The organism is Dyadobacter sp., from assembly GCF_017744695.1.
Taxonomy (GTDB): Bacteria; Bacteroidota; Bacteroidia; order Cytophagales; family Spirosomataceae; genus Dyadobacter.
The window spans coordinates 1062381-1079729 of record NZ_JAGIAS010000002.1 but is presented as its reverse complement, the minus strand read 5'-3'; the positions used below and the strand labels follow the sequence as shown (position 1 = coordinate 1079729).

The window sequence follows — 17349 nt, the reverse complement described above, 5'->3', positions numbered from 1 at the left end:
TTATTGGTTTTGTGTTTGGGATTGCACTTCCAGGTCCGCGCAACGCTTAATATCAGCCATTGCAACATCATTGGATTCATAGAAGCGCGTAGGACTTACGCGTATCTCGGATGAAGCTTTGTAGATCATCATTGCGGCAAATGCGGTAGTGGTTTTCTGTTCCAGCTTTCTACCTTCTTCGCCGGCCATAAACACTACCCACCCGGCGCGGCAATGAGTGGTGTCGCACGTATGCCATGACTGCATATCCAGCACATTAGGGGCGGAAACTGCCTCCAATACTTTCTGGTGAATATTTTCTATCACTGGATACCTGGTTCCTTCGGGCGCCTTCGCTGAGGATACTGGCGCTGCATTTGTCAAATAGGAGCAGCGGGAGCAGCGGGAGCAGCCGGAGCAGTCGGAGCAGTTCCAGCAGCCCTTATTCGTCTCGTTCTGCTTCTCGAAATCCGGGTTTTCCTGCGCAAATTCAGCGGAAACTCCGTTCACGGTCTTGTCTTCCCTTTGAATGAATTCAAAGTAGCCTTGGAAAATTTGTGTTGCCATTTACTTGGAAAGGTTTGAAAGTACGTAATTGATGAAATTGTCAGGGATCGAATTCCCCGCGGCTATCAAGGCAAGCCTGATGAGGAAAAACACGCAAGCGGTTACAGCGGCAATCTCGATGGAGTAGAATACATTGATTGCCGGCATCCTCCGTATGGCCTTTTTCATAGAAACCGTAGTTTTAGGGTGATGAAGTGGAATTTGGCACGCTAAAAGGGCAAATCGTCGTCGTCCTCAGCAGCAAACGGCAATGTGGCGGTTTGTGCAGGAGCAGGCATTGTTACCGTCGTTGAGGCAGTCGGAGCATGTGATGGAGCGGCGGCCGGCTGATACGCGCGATTTTCGATTTCCTTATAGTACGCATCGAGCTCTTCATAAAGCTCATCGCCACGCTGCGACATTTCTTTTGAAAGCGATCCGCCAAATTCGAACAATGGCCACGAGAACGGCTTTTCATCATAGAAGTCCTCTCCGTATTCGATTACGGAAATCCATTCGTCACGCTGGCGGCGCTGGTTTTTTCCAACCGTGTCGCCCCATGCTTGTAGTCCTTTTCCGCGGATGCGCAGGCAAATCATATTGCCGTCGGCATCCATCGCGTAAATGATCTTGGTGTAGTGGCCACCGAAGGCGTTAACCTCCTCCTTGATTTGCGACCAGAAGCCACTTGATAGAACATTGCCATCTTTCAGGCGAACGTTCAGTGTTTCTTTGCTGACGCTGCGAACCTCGTTGCTGAGGATTTGCTGGTTTGTCTGCTTATCTACGCCGGTAATCCTGATCGACTGGCGGAGGATCAAAAACTTGAAAGGTAGCGGCGCCGGTATGCGTGCATCCATGTCCTTATCGTAAAAGCAAAATGCATTCTCATCGCTGCGCCAATCGTAGAAGCGCTCGGCAGGGTTTGACGGTCGGAATTCGTCGGCTCTTCCCATGTTGTATTTGGTTATAGATTTAAAATTTGTAGAAAACGGATTTGTATATACGTAAAGACTTTTACGATAATTCTGAGGTGCGGCGCTGGATAAGCGACTTGATTTCTGGTGCACTCAAGAATGTGTACTTCTGCTTTTTCAGCCAGAGGATTTCCCGGAGCAGGAACTTGTTTGCCCGGCACTGTTCATTGGTGTGCTGGCGGATAATTCCCTGCCTGGTCCACATGATCACTGTTGGAGGTGAAACGGAAAGGATACGCTGTACCTCGCTGGCATTGATAAATACGTCTGGGGCCTCTTCTGGCTTTGGCTGCATTCCTTGCAATGAGCTATTCAGCTCCTGCATGAAGGCATACTGCTCGTTCATGTGCTGCTCGATACGTTCAAGGACGCTCATGGTATTTGGTGTTTTGGCTTCAATGAGATTTTTTGAAACGCTCCCGGATGAAAGGGGCGGCTATCGCTGCCGATAGCATGATCACGATTATGAAGGTCCAGGTCATAGCTAAGCGGCTGCGAGTGCGCGGCGCTTTTTTCTGGCCTCCTTTTCCTTTTTGAGCCGGATCTTTTTGATGATACGGTAAATCTGCTCGAAAGAGGAAATGTACGTTCCTCCGATTTTTTCGGAGTGCTGCTGAATGTGCTTTACCGCGGCGTAGGACGGAGTTCCATCCGATAGGAGCCTCTGGTATTCAGAATAGATTTTCTCGTTTCTGATTGCCAGCTTCTGGGTTACGGTAAGTTCGACGGTTGCCTCCATTTTGGATTGTATGGTTGTGAATTAAACTATGATGCCTGTTGACGGGCCGCCTCGGCAAATTCCTTCAAAACAGGATTCAAAAGGCGGTGTATAAATTCCTTGCCGGTTTCAGTCCACACCAGGTAGGTGCGCGTTCGGGTTTCGTTGGTCGACCGGCTGATAAACGGGAATGTTCGTTGTTTGGCCAGTCCCTTATTTTGATAGCGTGCGTAGAGAACGAAACTGCCGTCGTGCCGGTACTGCACCTGCATTTGGCATAGTAGGTTGTTCAATTGTATCGCTGACAGGCCTAAACCTTTGGCGATCGTTGTAGTGGTCCACTCATCCACTGAGGAAAGAACCATGTCGGTATAGGCTGCTTTCGGACGGAGCTCTGCATTTTCTTTCAGTAGTCGCTCTTCCGATTCTACCTTTTCCGCCAATTGGCGTAGGGCCTCAGCGTGTGTGGTCGGTAATGAGTAAACCGGCTGGGCATTCTCCCGGAGTCGCTGCTCACAAGCGATAAAATACTGTCGTGCTTGCTTCCCTCTTTCGCTGCGCTGGATCATTGAAATCTCTTTGGCCATTTCGATGGTGATCACAAAGTCGTCCAGTTCTTGTCTTGCCAGGGTGTTAAAAACTTTACACCCTACGTAATCAGTCCCTTCGATGAATCCGTATCCGAGCTGGCGATCAAACCAGTTATTGAAACGCTCGCTCGGTCCAAGGAACTGGTAAAGATCCCGGGCAGAAACGATATCCCTTCCGCCAGTGCTTTTTCCGATTTGAATTAGTTCTTGCATTATGATGAAGTGTTTGGGTTTCTAAAATTCTAGAAAGGCATCCATTGGGTTACTCAACTTTGAGTAAGGGTTCGCAAAATCGCGAATCCCTGCGGTTCCGGTGTTTTCTGTTGCGGCACACCGGAAAGCCTACTCTCGGTTAATGAGGTGAATGCCATGGTCATTCGCGGTAATGGAGGGGCTCGAACCCTCGACCAATAGGTACTCATGCCAGTTACTAAGATCATCAGCGGTTTCACCGCCTCCCCATTATCATAACTTAAACACATCCCTTGCTCTAACCAACTGAGCTACACTACCACCTGCCTTTACAATCTCCGCCTATTCAACGGCACGCAAAGGACTTGCTCTTTAATTTCTTTATACTGGCAGCATGCAGCCGCCCACTGCCAGTATCACTATTCTTAAACCCTTAACCTTTCAATACATGTGGCCTTGTCCAAGAACTTCCTCTGTATCTTGTTGTTGAGGATGGTCGACATCTACAAATGACTTTCCTTGCTTCGCCGACCAGTTGGCCAAATCTGATTCCAGAGTCCGCGACTGGTTGATCGGCTTTCTGATGCTGGCGCTTCGTTCTTCTGATAGGATGTATTCCCCAAAGGAAACCATGTCTGCTGTTGTGTATTGGCTCATTGTGATATGAAGTTTATTGATGAAATGTTTCTTGATTTTACCTATTCACCATTCATGTCAAAAATACCAATCAACAATCCGCAGTACCGTCTGACCAGAACGTTTGCCTATACGACACCGCCGATATATCTTTGTCAGTAATTCGTTCATGACATATGCAAATATAAGTCAAATGACTATAAAATGTCAAGTCAAATGACTCGTATTTTCTCCTATTTTTTACTACACTTTATAAATGGCTGATAAAGAACCTGTTGCGATTAAAGGTATTAGGTTGAAAACCCTGCGAGATGCGCTCGGTTTAAGTCAGCAGGAATTTGCCGAAAGGATAGGTACGCACCAAGCGAACCTGGGGAAAATGGAAAATGGCAAACGCACAATCGGGTCCAACGTTGAATTTAAAATATTGAATACCTTTAATGTAAATCCCGATTGGTGGCATTTCGGCATTGGAGGGCTTTTCGAAAACGAACAGAAACCAGAAGCGAAGCCGAAACCAGACAGGAAGTTTGAATCTAATGCTGAGCCAATTAACATTCCAGACACGCCGCTTGAAGTGATAAAGCGCCAAGATGGGACCGAATTCCTTGATATAGGAGAGGGTAGGTTTTTGATGGTTACACCTTTGGTAGAGCAAAAAGCCTATGCTGGATACGTTTCCGGCTGGGCAGATACCGAATTTGTAGAAGAGTTGCCTAAGCATGCAGTAGTGGTTAATAAGTTGCATTTTGGAACATACCGAACATTCCGGGTTCAAGGTGACTCGATGGATAACGGCACTAGGGAGTCCATTGCGGAGGGTGATTTGGTAACAGCTAGAAAGCTGCATAAAAAGTACTGGCTGAGTAAGCTACATTTGCACAAGCGTTCGAAGTGGGTGATAGTCAAATATGACGGCATCATTACAAAGGAGATTGTGGACCATGATGTTGACAACGGGATATTGCACTATCGATCGTTGAACCCGGCTTACCCGGACGACTTTGTTCACTTGGATGAAGTACAGGAATTGTATTATATTGTCATCAATACGCGAGAAATGGAATGAGAATTATCCTTGCAATAGTTATGCTTTTCTTTGGGTTAATTAGTTATGGTCAGTCCGTGAATGTGTCGGATGTGACTAAGGGAGCTAATTGCGCTGTATTAAAACCAAAGGTATCTGGTTATGATGAGATTTATAAAGCGATAGGCGCTTATATCACGGATAAAGGCTATGCATTGGGAAAGGCAGATAAAGATTTGGGAATTATCACGACCGAATACAAACAATCGAATTGGGGGCTTTTGAAGCTACAATTTGTCATTAAGGATTCAACGGTGCATTTGACCGCCCAAAGCATGGCCACTGGCCTTGGTATTGACCAGGTGAGCAATATAGGTGCCCGAGGTAGTTATGCGAAAACGCGCTTCATCGAACTATACAAGATAGCAAATGCATTTCCATCCTCGGCTCCGGTAGAATTTATCATTAAGTAGTAACTAGTTTCTGGAAAAACGGGTGACTGGCAAGCTCGTCGGCGGTCTCTTCCTCGGACATATCCAGGTATTTGTTGAAGGCCTCTTCTGTGGCCCATCCTCCGATAGTCATTACTTTACTTCTTGCAATGCCGCGTTTGATCATATTAGTGGCGCCTGATCTGCGGGCAGTATGACTGGTAATAGTTTCGGCCTTTGATTTTACTTCGTGGACGCGCTTGCCTCCTTTGGTGTAGGTAACCACTACCTCGCTGTTGATGCCGGCCAGCTTTGCAATTTCCTTGATGCGAATATTGATGGTCATGCGGTCCACGTGCTGAGGTAGCTCGCCGTTGCGCTTTTTTAGAATCTCGGACACGACCCAGTGAACCGGGATTACGACGTTCGTGCCTGTTTTCTGGGTTTTTCGATAGATTTTACCATCTTGGAAGTGGCCTTTTTCCAACTTGCTATAATCGGATACACGCATTAGGGAGAACGCGCCGATCAGGAAGGTGTCTCGGGTGTCTTCATAGGTGCGCGGATACCCGGAGAGATCTACCTCATATATCTTGATGAGTTCCGACTCCTTTAACGCGTAGCGCTTCACCTTTTCTTTTTTGGCTGAAAACTTTTTGCTACGAAAATGGTTGTACGGGTTGATCCCGTCCTCCTGAGCCTGGATGAGGATAATGCGGAGGGCTGCGAAGTAGGTGGATATGGAATTCTGCTTGTATCCTTTCTCTTCTAAAAAGGAGTTGAATTCGTCTCGAAAGGCAAGTGTGATATCCGAGAAGTTTAGCTTTTTCTTTTTTGCGGCGGCGTATTCCTTGATGTTGATCACCGCCGCCTCGACAATCCACCGATCCGAAGAGCCGATATTTTTCTTAAAATCAACAATGTAGTCGAGGTAGGCCATAAAGGTGCCGACCTTTTTCCTCTTAGTCGCCTTGTCTAGCTCCTGATCCATCAATTCACGTAGCAGCTCTCGCGTAATGGTATCGCCTGCGGCCATTGCCCGGAAATAAACTTGATTGATTGTAGCCTCTACCCGGTTGAGGTAGGCATTGCATTCTGCCGCTTCTGGAACACTTCGTTTTTCCCGCACTCGCTGCTTGTCGGTGCTCCAATCAGAGGGTAGAACCGAGAAGCCGGTTGCGTACTTGAAAGGGGAACCAGCGCCAAATGAAAAGGATAAATTGATAGGTGTTTTTTTGTCGGAGTTCGCCTCCTTCAAGTAGAAATTTACGGTAGCCATTGTGTTTGGTGTTATGTTGATGGGGGACGGTTTCGGGGGAAGCCGCTTTTCAAATCTACATAAAACCATTTCAATCTGGCAATAGTGCTATCTTTTGTAAAGTGCCTAAAAACGCTTCATTTTATGTTTATTTAAAGACTTTTAAGTTTGATTAAAAATTAATTTCACTTTCAGTTCTTAAACTGGTTTAAGAAGATCCTCCGCACGACTGGCGAATTTTGTCATAGTCAAAACAAAATAATGTCAATCATGTCAAAAGTTGTTAAACATCGGCTGGACGTCTGGAAAGAGGAACCTTCTTATTGGACCCACATGGCGGCCATTGAAAAACGGATCTACGCCTCCACCATTCCCCGCAACCTCATCGAACTGATCAAGATCCGCGCTTCGCAGATCAACAAATGTGCCTATTGTATCGACTACCACACCACCGAGGCATTGCAAATCGGCGAATCGGCCCGGCGGATATTTGCGCTCTCCGCCTGGAAGGAAAGTCCGCTATTCACCGACAGTGAAAGAGCCGCCCTGCAACTCACCGAGGAAATCACGCACATTTCTGTCGACGGTGTGGCCGACGCGACCTACGAAAATGTCAAAGCGCATTTCACAACAAGCGAGATCGGTGATTTGATGATCTGTATCAGCCATATCAATTTCTTGAACAGAATTGGGATTTCGACGAAGACGGTGGCGCTTTAACAGCAGGAATGTGAGTTGGAAATAGCCGGGCGTGTGCAACAGCAGGCTCCGGCTATTATTTTGTTGCAAACGAGATAGGCAGGTTGTATTTGACTCTTTTCGGCTTACTGTAAACTCTCCCCGGTTTCCAGCGGGGCATCGATTCAACCAGCCGTATTGCTTCTTCGTCGCAACCGTATCCGAGTCCTTTCAAAACGGTCACCCCGGTGATTTCGCCCGTCGTTTCAATGTAGAAACTGGTAAAAACCCTTCCTGAGATACCTGCTTCTTTTGCCTCTGAGGGAATGTGAAGGTTGGCATCAATAAATTTGTACATTGCTTTGGTACCACCAGGGTATTCGGGTTGTTGTTCGAAGCCGCAGCCAAAGACAGCAGGTTCTATTGCCCCGGCTGTTTTAGCAGGAGTATCATGCGGTACAATCGGTTGCTCAACGTTCAGAACGCCGGTGTCGACTGGCGGCAAAGTTTTGCGAACCTGCGCGTGGGCGCCTGTGAGGGCGCATAGGACTAATGCGAATGATAAAGAGGATATGAAATGGTTCATGATATTATATAATTTACTTAAATATATAATAAAATATAATTCAATCCAAACAGGACTGTTGCTGAACTAAAAAATCCTGATTCCTATGATCGTCCCGCTATTCAAAGTAACAAACATGACCGAAGCCATCCGGTACTACACGGAGGTGCTGGATTTCCGGATGACGGACCCGAACGATAGCGCCGATTCGCCGGTGGTGGATCTGGGCCGCGACGGCTGGAATATGCAGCTGACCACATCCGAGAGCGAAAGGCTGTTCGGGTCGGTCGTTTATTTTTGGGTGGAAGATGTGGATGCGTTGTTCGCGAAATACCTGGAACGCGGGCTGGATACTTCGCTAAGGGCCGGGTCGCCGGTGCATCAGGGACCTGTGGATCAAACCTGGGGGAGGAGGGAGTTTTATGTCACGGATGCGGATGGCAATACGATCCGGTTTTGCAGTAGCCAGCACATTGCCTGACCCGCCAGCCGGAGCGAATGCATACCGGCTGGCGGAGCAATTAACCTACTTTGAAATCACAAACCGGTAAGTCTGCACGGTTTGCCCTTTGCTGATGCGGATCAGGTAGGCGCCGGGTAAATATCCGGTGAGATCGAGACGGGCAATCGGCGTTTTGGAAACCTGTTTCGATGCCAACGTACGGCCATCGGAGCCGATGATCGACAGGGAAGCGCTGGTGTTGTCGTCTCCCAGGAATACATCCAGATGTCCGGACGCGGGGTTAGGGCCGATGGCGAATAACTTTTCCGTAGGTTTCCGCACTGAAATAATGGAAGAAACCGTCGTGGTTCCGTTGTGATCGACCTGCCGGAGGCGGTAGTAAACAGGCCCATTGATAGCCTCGTTATCCATCCATGCGTATTTCCTTGCAAGCTGGGTAGTTCCGAAACCATCTACGCGAGCAATCAAGTGGAAGGTCCGCGCGTCGGCGCTGCGCTCGACTTCGAAATGGCTGTTGTTCTCTTCCGCAGCCGTTTCCCACGACAACATGACCGCATTATTCTCTGCATTTCCTCTGAAATAAACCAACTCGACGGGAAGTGTTGGCGATTGTCCGTTGCTGTACTCGTAAATGAGTTTGGGACGGAGCGCATCCGTAGCGTAATTCCTCGACCGGAACGAGCTGTAAACATCGGTAGTGGCGGCAATCCTGACGGTTAGGATGCTGTCGGACGAGATGCTGCCTAATGCGGAAGTGATATCGAAATAGACATAACCAGCCGTTGCGGGTGCGCTGGCACTGGCAATGGAGCTGCCCGCCTGTGGCTTGTTGTTCCAGTTCACGCCGGTTTCGTTCCATGGTGTGGCGCTGGTGGAATAGTTATTGGAGGCCACCGCGAGGTTCCAGCCCGTACTAAGGCCGCTTTCAATGCCCCAGAGCCGGATTTTGGCATTGGAAACGTGGCGATGCATGCCGTGCAGGTCGAACGCGAGGTATATTTCCTGGGTATCGTCCGACTTGTTGCGGGCGACCAGATAACCCTGGGAGCCAAAGTTGTTCGCCGCATTGCCGTTGCTGCGTACGTAAGAGTCGGCGGTAGTGAGCAGGGAGTCTTTCAATGTTTGCGGAGTTGGGGTATTGCTGCCGTAAATCAGCACTTGCGGCCGGTAGAGTGCATTGGCATTTTCCCGTGCATTGAAACTCGCATCGGTTTTGCTGATAATCGCCGCATCGGTGGTCGTCGGTTCCGAAACGATGTGCAGCGACAGGATTTTGTCGGCGGCAAGACGGCCGATGACCGCGGACGATACATTGAAGCGGATGGTGGAGCCGCTTACCGTGCCGGTCATATCGCCCAGGCGGGTGGTATGCGCCGGCTTGTTCGCCCAGGTGATGCCCGTTTCGGTCCAGCTGTTGTTCTCCACCAGGTAGAATGCCCATTTGGTACTGGTAATCGAAGTATTGGCATTGTTTACCCGCAATTGGAGCACGGCGCTGTCCGGGGTGGAGGTTACGGTGCTCAGGTCGAACTTGATGAAGGTCTCGCGGTCGTACCCGGCACTTTCTTTTTTAACGGTCAGGACGGCATCGGTGCCGTAGTTCGTGGTCGCGTATGCGGCCGTACTGCCGCTGCCGCCGCTGCGTACGAAGGCGTCGGCCACGGCGGCAAGGGTCGAGAGAGGTTCAACCGGTTGCTGGTAATCCGGACTGCTGGTGGTAATATGGGCTTCCACGGAGCTTCCAGCGTTAGCACCTGCCGGCAGGGTGATTGCAGCCGCTTTCATCGTCGCGAACTGGTTATTTTTAATACCCATATAAACCTGCTGCGCACTCTGCGCCGGATCTGCGATATGTACCGTTACGTCGTTGCTGCCCGCATTTTTAAGTATTATTACGCAGGCTTTGTCCACTTTCACGGTCACCTGGTCGGCGGTGAATTCACCTGCCTGGTAAAACACGATCTGCCAAATGCCCAGCGCATTATGCCGTACCGCCTGAACCGCCGGGGTATTGCTGAGAATGCTGATGTCGGATGCATTGTAGGCCTGCATTTCAGCCGCCGAAGTTTTGCCAGGGAGTACGAAATAGGCGTAAGAGGCATTACTCGGCGCAATGCCATGTTTGAACCACAATTTAAAAACATCGGCAGAGACCGATGCCGTGGAGCCTGTGGTGTTAATGGACGACCAGCTGCCGGTCTGCGTCTGATTGCTCAGCGAAACGAGTCCCGCCTGGGGGAAATAATAGCCCACATTGCCTTGCAAAGCCCATTTCAGGTTGCCGGCATAGTCGCGTGAGCCGCTTGCCAGCACGCTTACGTTGTTAGAGGCGTCCGATACCGTTACGTCGGTTTGCAGAAGGCATTGGTTGACGGTGGTATTGATGGCCTGGGCGGCCGACGAAGTGATGCCCGATCCGAGGCAAACGATCTCATTGTCAAAATAAAACCATGCCTTTTTGGCGGTTGTGCCGTAGTCGTTCATGGCGAATGCGCTGGCCCCGTAAACGCCGTCGGATACACCGCCTACGAACGGCACAGTGCCGAAATTTACGCCCCAGGAAGCTCTCACGGGGTAGGTAGTGATCTCAGGGACCGTGGTGCCGGGAATTTTGTTCCATTCCCAAACCGGGAAAATATTGTAATACTCATCCCCATTTACGGCAATGTAATTCACGCCCTCCGTCAGATAATACCCCTTGATATTCTCCCCGTTGCCCATTTCCGATTTGGCATTCCGGTTGGAAATGCTGCGCTGCCCGAACATGTAGCCCGGCCGGTGGTGCACGGTGTAATCGGTGCGCCAGTAATGCACGTGTTCGGGCGAGACATTATAGGAAGGAGGCTGCAACCCGCGCATCCGCTGGATCGCATTGTCGTACTCGGTGGCATATGCGGGAAGATCGAATGCTTTTACTTTTTCGATAAGCGCGACGTCGGCCTTGCCCGCATTGGCACGGCTCACACCGCGTCCGTACAGGTTATAGTCGGCATAGGCGCCGCGGGAGGGTTTTACAAAACCTTTTCTGACAAAATCCGAGAATATAGCCAGCTTGTCGCTCGAAAATGCGTAGGACGTACCGGCCACATACACCGCGATGTTGCTGATGCCCGACACATACTCGCGCCCGTACCCGTACACATACAGCTGCGGGCCATGCGCGGTGTAGGAGTTGTCGTTCTGGATGCCCTCGCCGGTCGTAATAACGATCGAATTGGTTACCGCGGTAATGGCCTGGTTGAGCAGGCTCTGGTTTTCGGTGAGGCAGGCACGCATGATGTAATGCTGGGCGACGTCGGTGAGGTTGGAACCGTCCTTAGCGGGCGAGACCGTGATTGATACCCCCTTGGTCATCCAGGCAAGCATCTGGTTTTCCAGGGTTTGGGAAATGCCTGCGGGTGATTTACGAAGGCAAATGAGCGTATTGCCAATGTCTTTGGGCACGCTGATCGACAGGTAGAACCAGTTGGTGCTACTGGGCGTGGGGCTCAGTCCCAGCCAATAGTTCATCACACCTTCGATCTTGGCTTTCAGATTGGCGTCGCCGTAATAAGTGCTGGTGGGTTTGGAATAGGCTTTGGCGAGGGTGCCCATTCTGACCAAATGGTTGCCCGGTGCCCAGTCGGTTTGGGCCGTGGATGCGTAATTGATATCCGGCCAGGAGAAATCGGGTTGTAAAGTGCTGAGAAGGGAGGCTACCTGCGTGTCGACCGTCGAAGCGCTGGTGGTTTGGAAATTGTCAAAAATGCGGTCAGAAATGGTGGTGAAATCGTTCTGGCCGTGCGCCTTGTTCCCCGGCAGGAAGGTGATCACCGCCAAGAGGAAAAGCATTTTGGTAAAGGACTTACATTGTTTCATGATGTTTTGAAATTAAATGGATAAGCCTGTTTTTGACAAAATATCAAGAGCGGGGCCGGACAAAGCCGTACTCCGCTCCTGGCAATATAGTTAATTCATCCAGCCGGGATTTTGCTGCAAATTGGTATTTCGTTCGATTTCCGATTGCGGGATCGGCCAGGTGTTCAGGAAGTCGCCGGACCAAACGTAAGGTACGACCACCGTTCCCCAAACCTGTTTCACCCCGTTGCCGGTGTAAAAGACGGTTTCTTTCAAAGTACCCCAGCGCAGCTCGTCGAAGTAATCGATGCCCTCGTTGACGAACTCGGCGCGGCGCTCGTTGCGGATGCGCTCGCGGAGGTTGGCCTGCCCGGTCACGGTAGTGGCTGCGTTGGAATTGAGCAATGCCACACCCGCCCGTGCCCGGACCTCGTTCACCAAAGCCACGGCGTCGGTGGTGTTGCCTTTTTCATTCAACGCTTCGGCCCACATCAGCAGGACATCGGCGTAGCGGATCAGCGGGAAGTCGGTGGCGCCGTAGGTACGGTTCTCGATTTCCACCCCTGGCGCGCCTTCGTAAACGAATTTGCGGTGGAGGTAATAGAAGAGGTTACCGGTGTCGGTACGCAGATCGGCGATGGGCAGCCCGTTGGCGACGCGGTAAGGCCAGCGTGACACGACCGGTGTGGTGCCGTTATACGAAGCATATGGCGTGATGACGTTGGCCTGCAAACGCGGGTCCCGGTTTTCATAAGCCTTCGAAATCCTTTCTTCATTGCCGGTAGGCAGGTAAAGGCTCATATCGAGGCCTTTGGCGGTCATGGCGGCGATTTCCGTTGCGGTGAGGTTGTTTCTCAGGAAGTAAACCTCCCTTTTGGCAACAGGCATGGCATTGTAGCCGGGGATCACCGAGTCCCAGTTGAATGGGCTGCCATCTTTGTTTTCATACAAATCGACGACATTCGGCGATATCAGGTAAGTGTTCCAGCAGGAGCCCGTCGAAGAGCGGGTACCGCAGAAGAACTGCGTGGTGGAGCCGTAACCGCTCACGCCCATGTGCTGAATGGAGAAGATCATCTCATCGCTCTGCTCATTGGCCTGCTTGAACAGCAAGCGGTAGCTGTCGGCACCGGCGCCGGAGAACAATGCGTACCCGGCCGCTTTCACTTTCTCGAAGTCGGCAATGGCGAGGTCCCATTGTTTGGTATACATATAAGCCTTGCCTCTCAAGGCATATGCCGCGCCTTTGGTCACATGCCCGAATGCCGCATTGCCCTTGGCATATTTGGCAGGCAATGCAGGCTCGTTAATGGCGTCGGTGAGGTCCTTCACGACCTGCTCCCATACCTTGGCCTCTGTTTCGCGGCCTTTGGTGATCTCTTCGAGCTGAACCGGTTCGAGGTAAATCGGCACGCCTTTGAAAAGCTGGTTGAGCCTGAAATAATAGTAGGCGCGAAGGAATTTGGCCTCCGCCATGTATCTGGCCTTCTTTTCAGGCGATGATGGCGACTTTTCGGTGAGGTTCCTGATGGCGTCGTTCGCGCGGTGTACACCTTCGTACAACTCCGACCACACACTGCTGACATTGCCATTGCCCACCGTGGCCGTACCATTCATGAACGCGTCGCCATCGCGCTGCTGGCCACTCATGCCCATGCGGTCGAAATGATAAAGCTCTCTGCCCGAAGCGGAGCTGGTGCTGATACCGAGCCGCAATGCGTTGTAGATGCCGGTCATGCCGAGGTCGGTGAGATTGTCGGTCGTCCACATGGTGTTCGACGAAATGGAGCCATAGGGGCTGGTGTCGAGCAGGTCAGGCTCGCAGGCGCTCAATGCGAACAGCGAGAGCGCCGGAATACCGATTTGGCAGACTTTTCTTTTGAATATATGGATAGGGAAATTCATGATACGGATTGGAAATTAAAGGGTTACATTCACTCCCAGTGAATATTGCTTCATGGTAGGATAACCTACGCCGGCGCCGATCTCCGGGTCGAGGCCCGGGTATTTGGTGATGATCAGCAGGTTTTCACCCGAAAGGAACAGCCTTGCGCGGCTTATTTTCAGCTTTTTGCTCCAAACGTCGGGGATCGAATAGCCCAGTTGCAGGTTTTTCAGCTTGATGTAGGAAGCGTCGTAAAGCCAGTTGGTGCTGGAAGTGGTGTTAATCGCGTCGCCATTGTATTTCAGCCTCGGGAATGCGCCGGTGATGTTGTTGTTCGGGTCGTTGGGATTGGCGTCGTTGTAGTAGTAATGGTCGTCGGCCACGCGCTGGGCAATGCCGTTTCCGTCGCGGACGATGGAATTGTTATATCCCTCGAAGTTGTAGTAATACTGCATACCCGCCGAACCGGCCCAGATCATCGACAGGTCGAAGCCTTTCCAGCTGGCATCCATATTCACCCCAAAAACATATTTCGGGTTGGAGGTTGTGCCGGTAAACTTCCGGTCGTAACTGTTGCCGTAGTTGCCGTCGCCATTCAGGTCGGCGAAGATGAAGTCGCCGTAGTAAAGCTGCGCCTTGCCCACGCTGTTCACAGGCGAGAACGAGTAGCCTGCCGCTTTCATGGCGTCTACCCAGGCGAGGTCGTCCTGTGTACGGATCATACCGTCCCCGGGGCCTGCATTGATATCCACTTCACCGCCAGCTTTGTAGGTGCCGTTTCCGTGGTAGCGCTCGCGCAGGTAGAACTCATTGATCGCACGGCCTTCCAGGATGCGGTTATCGCCGCCGGTCGAAACATCACCCAGGTTACTCACGTAGCTCCGTGTTCCGTCGGCATTGGTCACCCATTGTTCGTTGAGTTTGCCTTTGTAGGTAGTCACCCGGTTGATGTTATAGGCGAAATTTCCGTTGATCGAGTAGTTTACGCCCCCAACCTTGTCGCGCCATCCGAGTGAGAATTCAATCCCGCGGTTCCGGACGGCGGCGGTGTTTTGCGTAGGCGCGGAGACGGTTCCGGCAGTAAGCGGAATGGGCGGGGTGGTGAGGATACCGTCGGTGTATTTGTCATACCATTCCAATTCGAAGCTGGCGCGGTTGTTCCAGGCATTACCGTCAAGGCCGATATTGGTCACCGTCGTCGACTCCCATCTCAGGAACGGATTGGCGATTTTGCCCTGGGCGAGGCCGGAAGCGATGGTGCTGTTGAACGAGTAGTTGACTTTCCCGTAGTTGGCCTGGTAGTCGTAATCGCCGGAGGCGTTGTTACCCAGTTTACCCCAGGAAGCGCGTAATTTCAGGTTCGGAATGTGGTTGCGGAGGCCGCCGAAGAAGTTTTCCTCCGAAATGCGCCAGCCTGCCGAGAAGGACGGGAATGTTCCCCAGCGGGTGTCGGGCGAGAACCGTGAAGATCCGTCATAGCGGATATTTGCTTCAAACAGGTATTTCGAGCGGAACGAATAGTTGAGCCGCCCGAACCACGAACGCATGGCGCGGTCGTACTCAGTGCCGGTGGTATTGGTCATGTCGGTCGCCGAGCCGAGGGTAGTGACGGTCCAGTCGATGAGGCCTGTTTTCGTCGCGTCGATATCGTAGTAATTGTAATAATACTGGTTGTAACCTGCCAATGCTCCGATTTCGTGATCGCGTCCGATGGTAGTATTGTAGCGGAGCACGTTATCGAAGGTGATCTGGTAGTTCTTGTTGTAGGTATACCGGGTGCTCATCGTGGTCGGATCGTTGGTTTGGTTCACGTCGTCAGCCACGTTGTTGGCAAAATTCCAGCGCAATACCGGGATAGCGTGCGAATTGTATTCCGCAAACCGGATCTGATAGTTCATTTTGGTTTCAAACTTCAAGCCTTTGAGAATGTCGACATTCGCGAAAAGCGTGGAGTTGAACCGGGATTCCGAATCTTTCCCGCCGGTGGTGTTCAGGTAGGCCAGAATGCCGTTGGCGGTCTGGATTTCGTCCGCAGCGGCAGGAAGTCCGTAACGGCCGTCGTAATAGGGTATAATGCCCGGCACGGTCTGGCGGAGGAAGTTGAATGCATTGGCCGTATTACCCATGTCTTTGGATTGGGTCTGGGCAAACGTCTGCGTACCCACGGTCACGGCATTGCCGATCTTGGTTTGCACGTTGGCGCGCAGCTGGTAGCGTTTCAGGCCGGTGTTCTGCATCACGCCCGGGTTGTTGAGGTAGCCCAGCGAGATATTGAACAGCGACTTTTCGCTTCCGCCATTCACGGAGATATTATGGTTCTGGACCACATTGTTTTCAAAAATCACCTTTCCCCAGTCGGTATTAGGGTAGGCGAGCCAGTTGGGAACGCCGTTTACATTCAGTTCGTCGGGGTGCTGTTTGGCATATTCCCAGGTCTGGATGGTCTGGTCGGAGTAAATCGGTACAGCGCGGCCGATATTGGCGGCACCTTCATTGAAAAGGCGCATATGGCGCGGGTAGTCGGACACAAATTGCGGCAGGTTGCTGGGGCTCGCAGTCGAGAACAACCCGCTGTAAGAAACGGTAGTCCTGTTTTTCGAGCCTTTTTTGGTGGTAATGAGGATCACCCCGTTGGCAGCCTGGGAACCGTAAATGGCCGAAGAGGCCGCATCTTTCAAAATGGAAATGCTTTCCACATCGTTGGGGTTTACGGCGTCCATAACGCCTATAATGCCGTCGATGAGTACCAATGGGCTGTTGTCGTTGAGGGTACCAGTCCCCCGTATGCGGATCGTCGCGCCGTCGTCGCCCGGCTTGCCCGAGCTCTGGCGTACATATACACCCTGGCCCAGGCCCGCCAGCGAAGAGGAAAGGTTGGTCACGGGGCGACTTTCGATGCTTTTGGAGTCGATCGTGGCCACGGAGCCCGTCAGGTTTACCTTTTTCTGTTCGCCATAACCGACCACGACAAGCTCGTTGAGGTTGCTGGCCAGGGGCGCGAGGCTGATGCTGAACTCCGTCTGGCTGCCGATCTCTTGTTCTTTGGATTCATAACCGACAAAACTGAACACCAGCGATTTGCCGGCGAGGTCGGTGACCGTCAGCTTAAACCGCCCTTCGGCATCGGTTACGGTCCCTTGCTGGGAGCCTTTCAGAATGACGCTCACTCCGGGAAGACCCTCGCCTTTTTCGTCTGTTACTTTACCGGCCAGTTCGGCCAGTGCTTTTTGAGCGAATGTCCTGTTCGAAGTTGCCGGCGCGTCAGCCGCCAGCGAGGCAGTGCCCGGGGCAGACAACAGGGATAGCGCTACGAACGCTGCGCCCGCGCGCCCGCGAAGGTGCCGCATGGGCGGGAGCGGGGAGGGTGGGGTATTTTTTGTTTTGGTAGAATACTTCATCGTATTTCCCGGGGTTTGAAAGTGGATTATTTTGTTTGATAGAAAATTGTTTAAACAAAATTCCGCGAACCGGGCCGTCTCACGGGGTGAAAATCCATTTCGAATAGGGGTGTTTTTCAGCGGCGGGATAATTTTATCGTATTTTAGTACCAAAAAACAGTGGGCAGAA

16 protein-coding genes and 1 tRNA gene are annotated in these 17349 nt (G+C 51.5%); 4 read left to right on the top strand and 13 right to left on the bottom strand.

The window, feature by feature from the left end:
• The 8 genes from J7619_RS11895 to J7619_RS11860 all read right to left on the bottom strand — a co-directional run bounded on the left by J7619_RS11895 (position 1) and on the right by J7619_RS11860 (position 3659).
• A complete protein-coding gene (locus J7619_RS11895; RefSeq protein WP_291198242.1) occupies positions 1-546 on the bottom strand; it encodes a hypothetical protein in 546 nt (181 codons plus the stop codon).
• Entirely contained in the window at positions 547-714 is a 168-nt protein-coding gene (locus J7619_RS11890) for a hypothetical protein (RefSeq protein ID WP_291198240.1), read from the bottom strand. It abuts the gene before it with no gap.
• 41 nt (positions 715-755) lie between these two features.
• Positions 756-1481: a hypothetical protein gene (locus J7619_RS11885; RefSeq protein WP_291198238.1), complete on the bottom strand. Its 726-nt coding sequence runs from the start codon at positions 1479-1481 to the stop codon at positions 756-758.
• A 61-nt stretch (positions 1482-1542) separates the two neighbouring features.
• Positions 1543-1878: a hypothetical protein gene (locus J7619_RS11880; RefSeq protein ID WP_291198236.1), complete on the bottom strand. Its 336-nt coding sequence runs from the start codon at positions 1876-1878 to the stop codon at positions 1543-1545.
• Between the two features lie 108 nt (positions 1879-1986).
• On the bottom strand, positions 1987-2241 hold the full coding sequence (locus J7619_RS11875) for a hypothetical protein (protein WP_291198234.1): 255 nt from the start codon (positions 2239-2241) through the stop codon (positions 1987-1989).
• A 26-nt stretch (positions 2242-2267) separates the two neighbouring features.
• Positions 2268-3023 (bottom strand): phage antirepressor KilAC domain-containing protein, encoded by a 756-nt coding sequence (locus J7619_RS11870; RefSeq protein WP_291198232.1) that lies wholly within the window; start codon positions 3021-3023, stop codon positions 2268-2270.
• Between the two features lie 167 nt (positions 3024-3190).
• A tRNA-OTHER gene (locus tag J7619_RS11865) sits at positions 3191-3323 on the bottom strand.
• A gap of 120 nt (positions 3324-3443) precedes the next feature.
• A complete protein-coding gene (locus J7619_RS11860) occupies positions 3444-3659 on the bottom strand; it encodes a hypothetical protein (protein WP_291198230.1) in 216 nt (71 codons plus the stop codon).
• A gap of 235 nt (positions 3660-3894) precedes the next feature.
• On the opposite strand from J7619_RS11860, the gene J7619_RS11855 reads away from it, so the two are divergent.
• The gene (locus J7619_RS11855; protein WP_291198228.1) at positions 3895-4707 is read left to right on the top strand and encodes a helix-turn-helix domain-containing protein; all 813 of its coding nucleotides are present in this window, start codon (positions 3895-3897) and stop codon (positions 4705-4707) included.
• The gene (locus J7619_RS11850; protein ID WP_291198226.1) at positions 4704-5138 is read left to right on the top strand and encodes a hypothetical protein; all 435 of its coding nucleotides are present in this window, start codon (positions 4704-4706) and stop codon (positions 5136-5138) included. Before J7619_RS11855 ends, J7619_RS11850 begins: the two co-directional genes overlap by 4 nt.
• On the opposite strand, the gene J7619_RS11845 is transcribed toward J7619_RS11850, so the two are convergent.
• Entirely contained in the window at positions 5131-6375 is a 1245-nt protein-coding gene (locus tag J7619_RS11845; protein ID WP_291198224.1) for a phage integrase SAM-like domain-containing protein, read from the bottom strand. The two genes, J7619_RS11850 and J7619_RS11845, sit on opposite strands and share 8 nt — an antisense overlap.
• A gap of 249 nt (positions 6376-6624) precedes the next feature.
• Here J7619_RS11845 and J7619_RS11840 point away from each other — a divergent pair, with 249 nt between their 5' ends.
• On the top strand, positions 6625-7074 hold the full coding sequence (locus J7619_RS11840; RefSeq protein WP_291198222.1) for a carboxymuconolactone decarboxylase family protein: 450 nt from the start codon (positions 6625-6627) through the stop codon (positions 7072-7074).
• Between the two features lie 55 nt (positions 7075-7129).
• Here the strand turns inward: J7619_RS11840 and J7619_RS11835 are convergent, their stop codons facing one another.
• Positions 7130-7618: an energy transducer TonB gene (locus J7619_RS11835; RefSeq protein WP_291198220.1), complete on the bottom strand. Its 489-nt coding sequence runs from the start codon at positions 7616-7618 to the stop codon at positions 7130-7132.
• An 85-nt stretch (positions 7619-7703) separates the two neighbouring features.
• Between J7619_RS11835 and J7619_RS11830 the strand changes: the two genes are divergently transcribed.
• Complete coding sequence (locus J7619_RS11830; protein ID WP_291198218.1) at positions 7704-8078, top strand: VOC family protein; 375 nt, start codon at positions 7704-7706, stop codon at positions 8076-8078.
• Positions 8079-8123: 45 nt separating this feature from the next.
• Here the strand turns inward: J7619_RS11830 and J7619_RS11825 are convergent, their stop codons facing one another.
• From J7619_RS11825 to J7619_RS11815, 3 genes are all read right to left on the bottom strand, one after another.
• A complete protein-coding gene (locus J7619_RS11825; protein ID WP_291198216.1) occupies positions 8124-11918 on the bottom strand; it encodes a polysaccharide lyase family 8 super-sandwich domain-containing protein in 3795 nt (1264 codons plus the stop codon).
• A 90-nt stretch (positions 11919-12008) separates the two neighbouring features.
• Positions 12009-13802 carry a RagB/SusD family nutrient uptake outer membrane protein gene (locus J7619_RS11820; RefSeq protein WP_291198213.1) on the bottom strand — a complete coding sequence of 598 codons (1794 nt, stop codon included), beginning with the start codon at positions 13800-13802 and terminating at the stop codon, positions 12009-12011.
• A gap of 15 nt (positions 13803-13817) precedes the next feature.
• The gene (locus J7619_RS11815; RefSeq protein WP_291198211.1) at positions 13818-17180 is read right to left on the bottom strand and encodes a TonB-dependent receptor; all 3363 of its coding nucleotides are present in this window, start codon (positions 17178-17180) and stop codon (positions 13818-13820) included.
• Positions 17181-17349 lie beyond the last annotated feature (169 nt).

What these genes read in the sequence shown, in the direction of transcription:
- J7619_RS11845 (WP_291198224.1), bottom strand. Translation starts at nt 6,375, where the DNA reads ATGGCTACCGTAAATTTCTACTTGAAGGAGGCGAACTCCGACAAAAAA.
- J7619_RS11815 (WP_291198211.1), bottom strand. Translation starts at nt 17,180, where the DNA reads ATGAAGTATTCTACCAAAACAAAAAATACCCCACCCTCCCCGCTCCCG.
- J7619_RS11825 (WP_291198216.1), bottom strand. Translation starts at nt 11,918, where the DNA reads ATGAAACAATGTAAGTCCTTTACCAAAATGCTTTTCCTCTTGGCGGTG.
- J7619_RS11890 (WP_291198240.1), bottom strand. Translation starts at nt 714, where the DNA reads ATGAAAAAGGCCATACGGAGGATGCCGGCAATCAATGTATTCTACTCC.
- J7619_RS11860 (WP_291198230.1), bottom strand. Translation starts at nt 3,659, where the DNA reads ATGAGCCAATACACAACAGCAGACATGGTTTCCTTTGGGGAATACATC.
- J7619_RS11850 (WP_291198226.1), top strand. Translation starts at nt 4,704, where the DNA reads ATGAGAATTATCCTTGCAATAGTTATGCTTTTCTTTGGGTTAATTAGT.
- J7619_RS11895 (WP_291198242.1), bottom strand. Translation starts at nt 546, where the DNA reads ATGGCAACACAAATTTTCCAAGGCTACTTTGAATTCATTCAAAGGGAA.
- J7619_RS11880 (WP_291198236.1), bottom strand. Translation starts at nt 1,878, where the DNA reads ATGAGCGTCCTTGAACGTATCGAGCAGCACATGAACGAGCAGTATGCC.
- J7619_RS11870 (WP_291198232.1), bottom strand. Translation starts at nt 3,023, where the DNA reads ATGCAAGAACTAATTCAAATCGGAAAAAGCACTGGCGGAAGGGATATC.
- J7619_RS11830 (WP_291198218.1), top strand. Translation starts at nt 7,704, where the DNA reads ATGATCGTCCCGCTATTCAAAGTAACAAACATGACCGAAGCCATCCGG.
- J7619_RS11875 (WP_291198234.1), bottom strand. Translation starts at nt 2,241, where the DNA reads ATGGAGGCAACCGTCGAACTTACCGTAACCCAGAAGCTGGCAATCAGA.
- J7619_RS11820 (WP_291198213.1), bottom strand. Translation starts at nt 13,802, where the DNA reads ATGAATTTCCCTATCCATATATTCAAAAGAAAAGTCTGCCAAATCGGT.
- J7619_RS11840 (WP_291198222.1), top strand. Translation starts at nt 6,625, where the DNA reads ATGTCAAAAGTTGTTAAACATCGGCTGGACGTCTGGAAAGAGGAACCT.
- J7619_RS11855 (WP_291198228.1), top strand. Translation starts at nt 3,895, where the DNA reads ATGGCTGATAAAGAACCTGTTGCGATTAAAGGTATTAGGTTGAAAACC.
- J7619_RS11835 (WP_291198220.1), bottom strand. Translation starts at nt 7,618, where the DNA reads ATGAACCATTTCATATCCTCTTTATCATTCGCATTAGTCCTATGCGCC.
- J7619_RS11885 (WP_291198238.1), bottom strand. Translation starts at nt 1,481, where the DNA reads ATGGGAAGAGCCGACGAATTCCGACCGTCAAACCCTGCCGAGCGCTTC.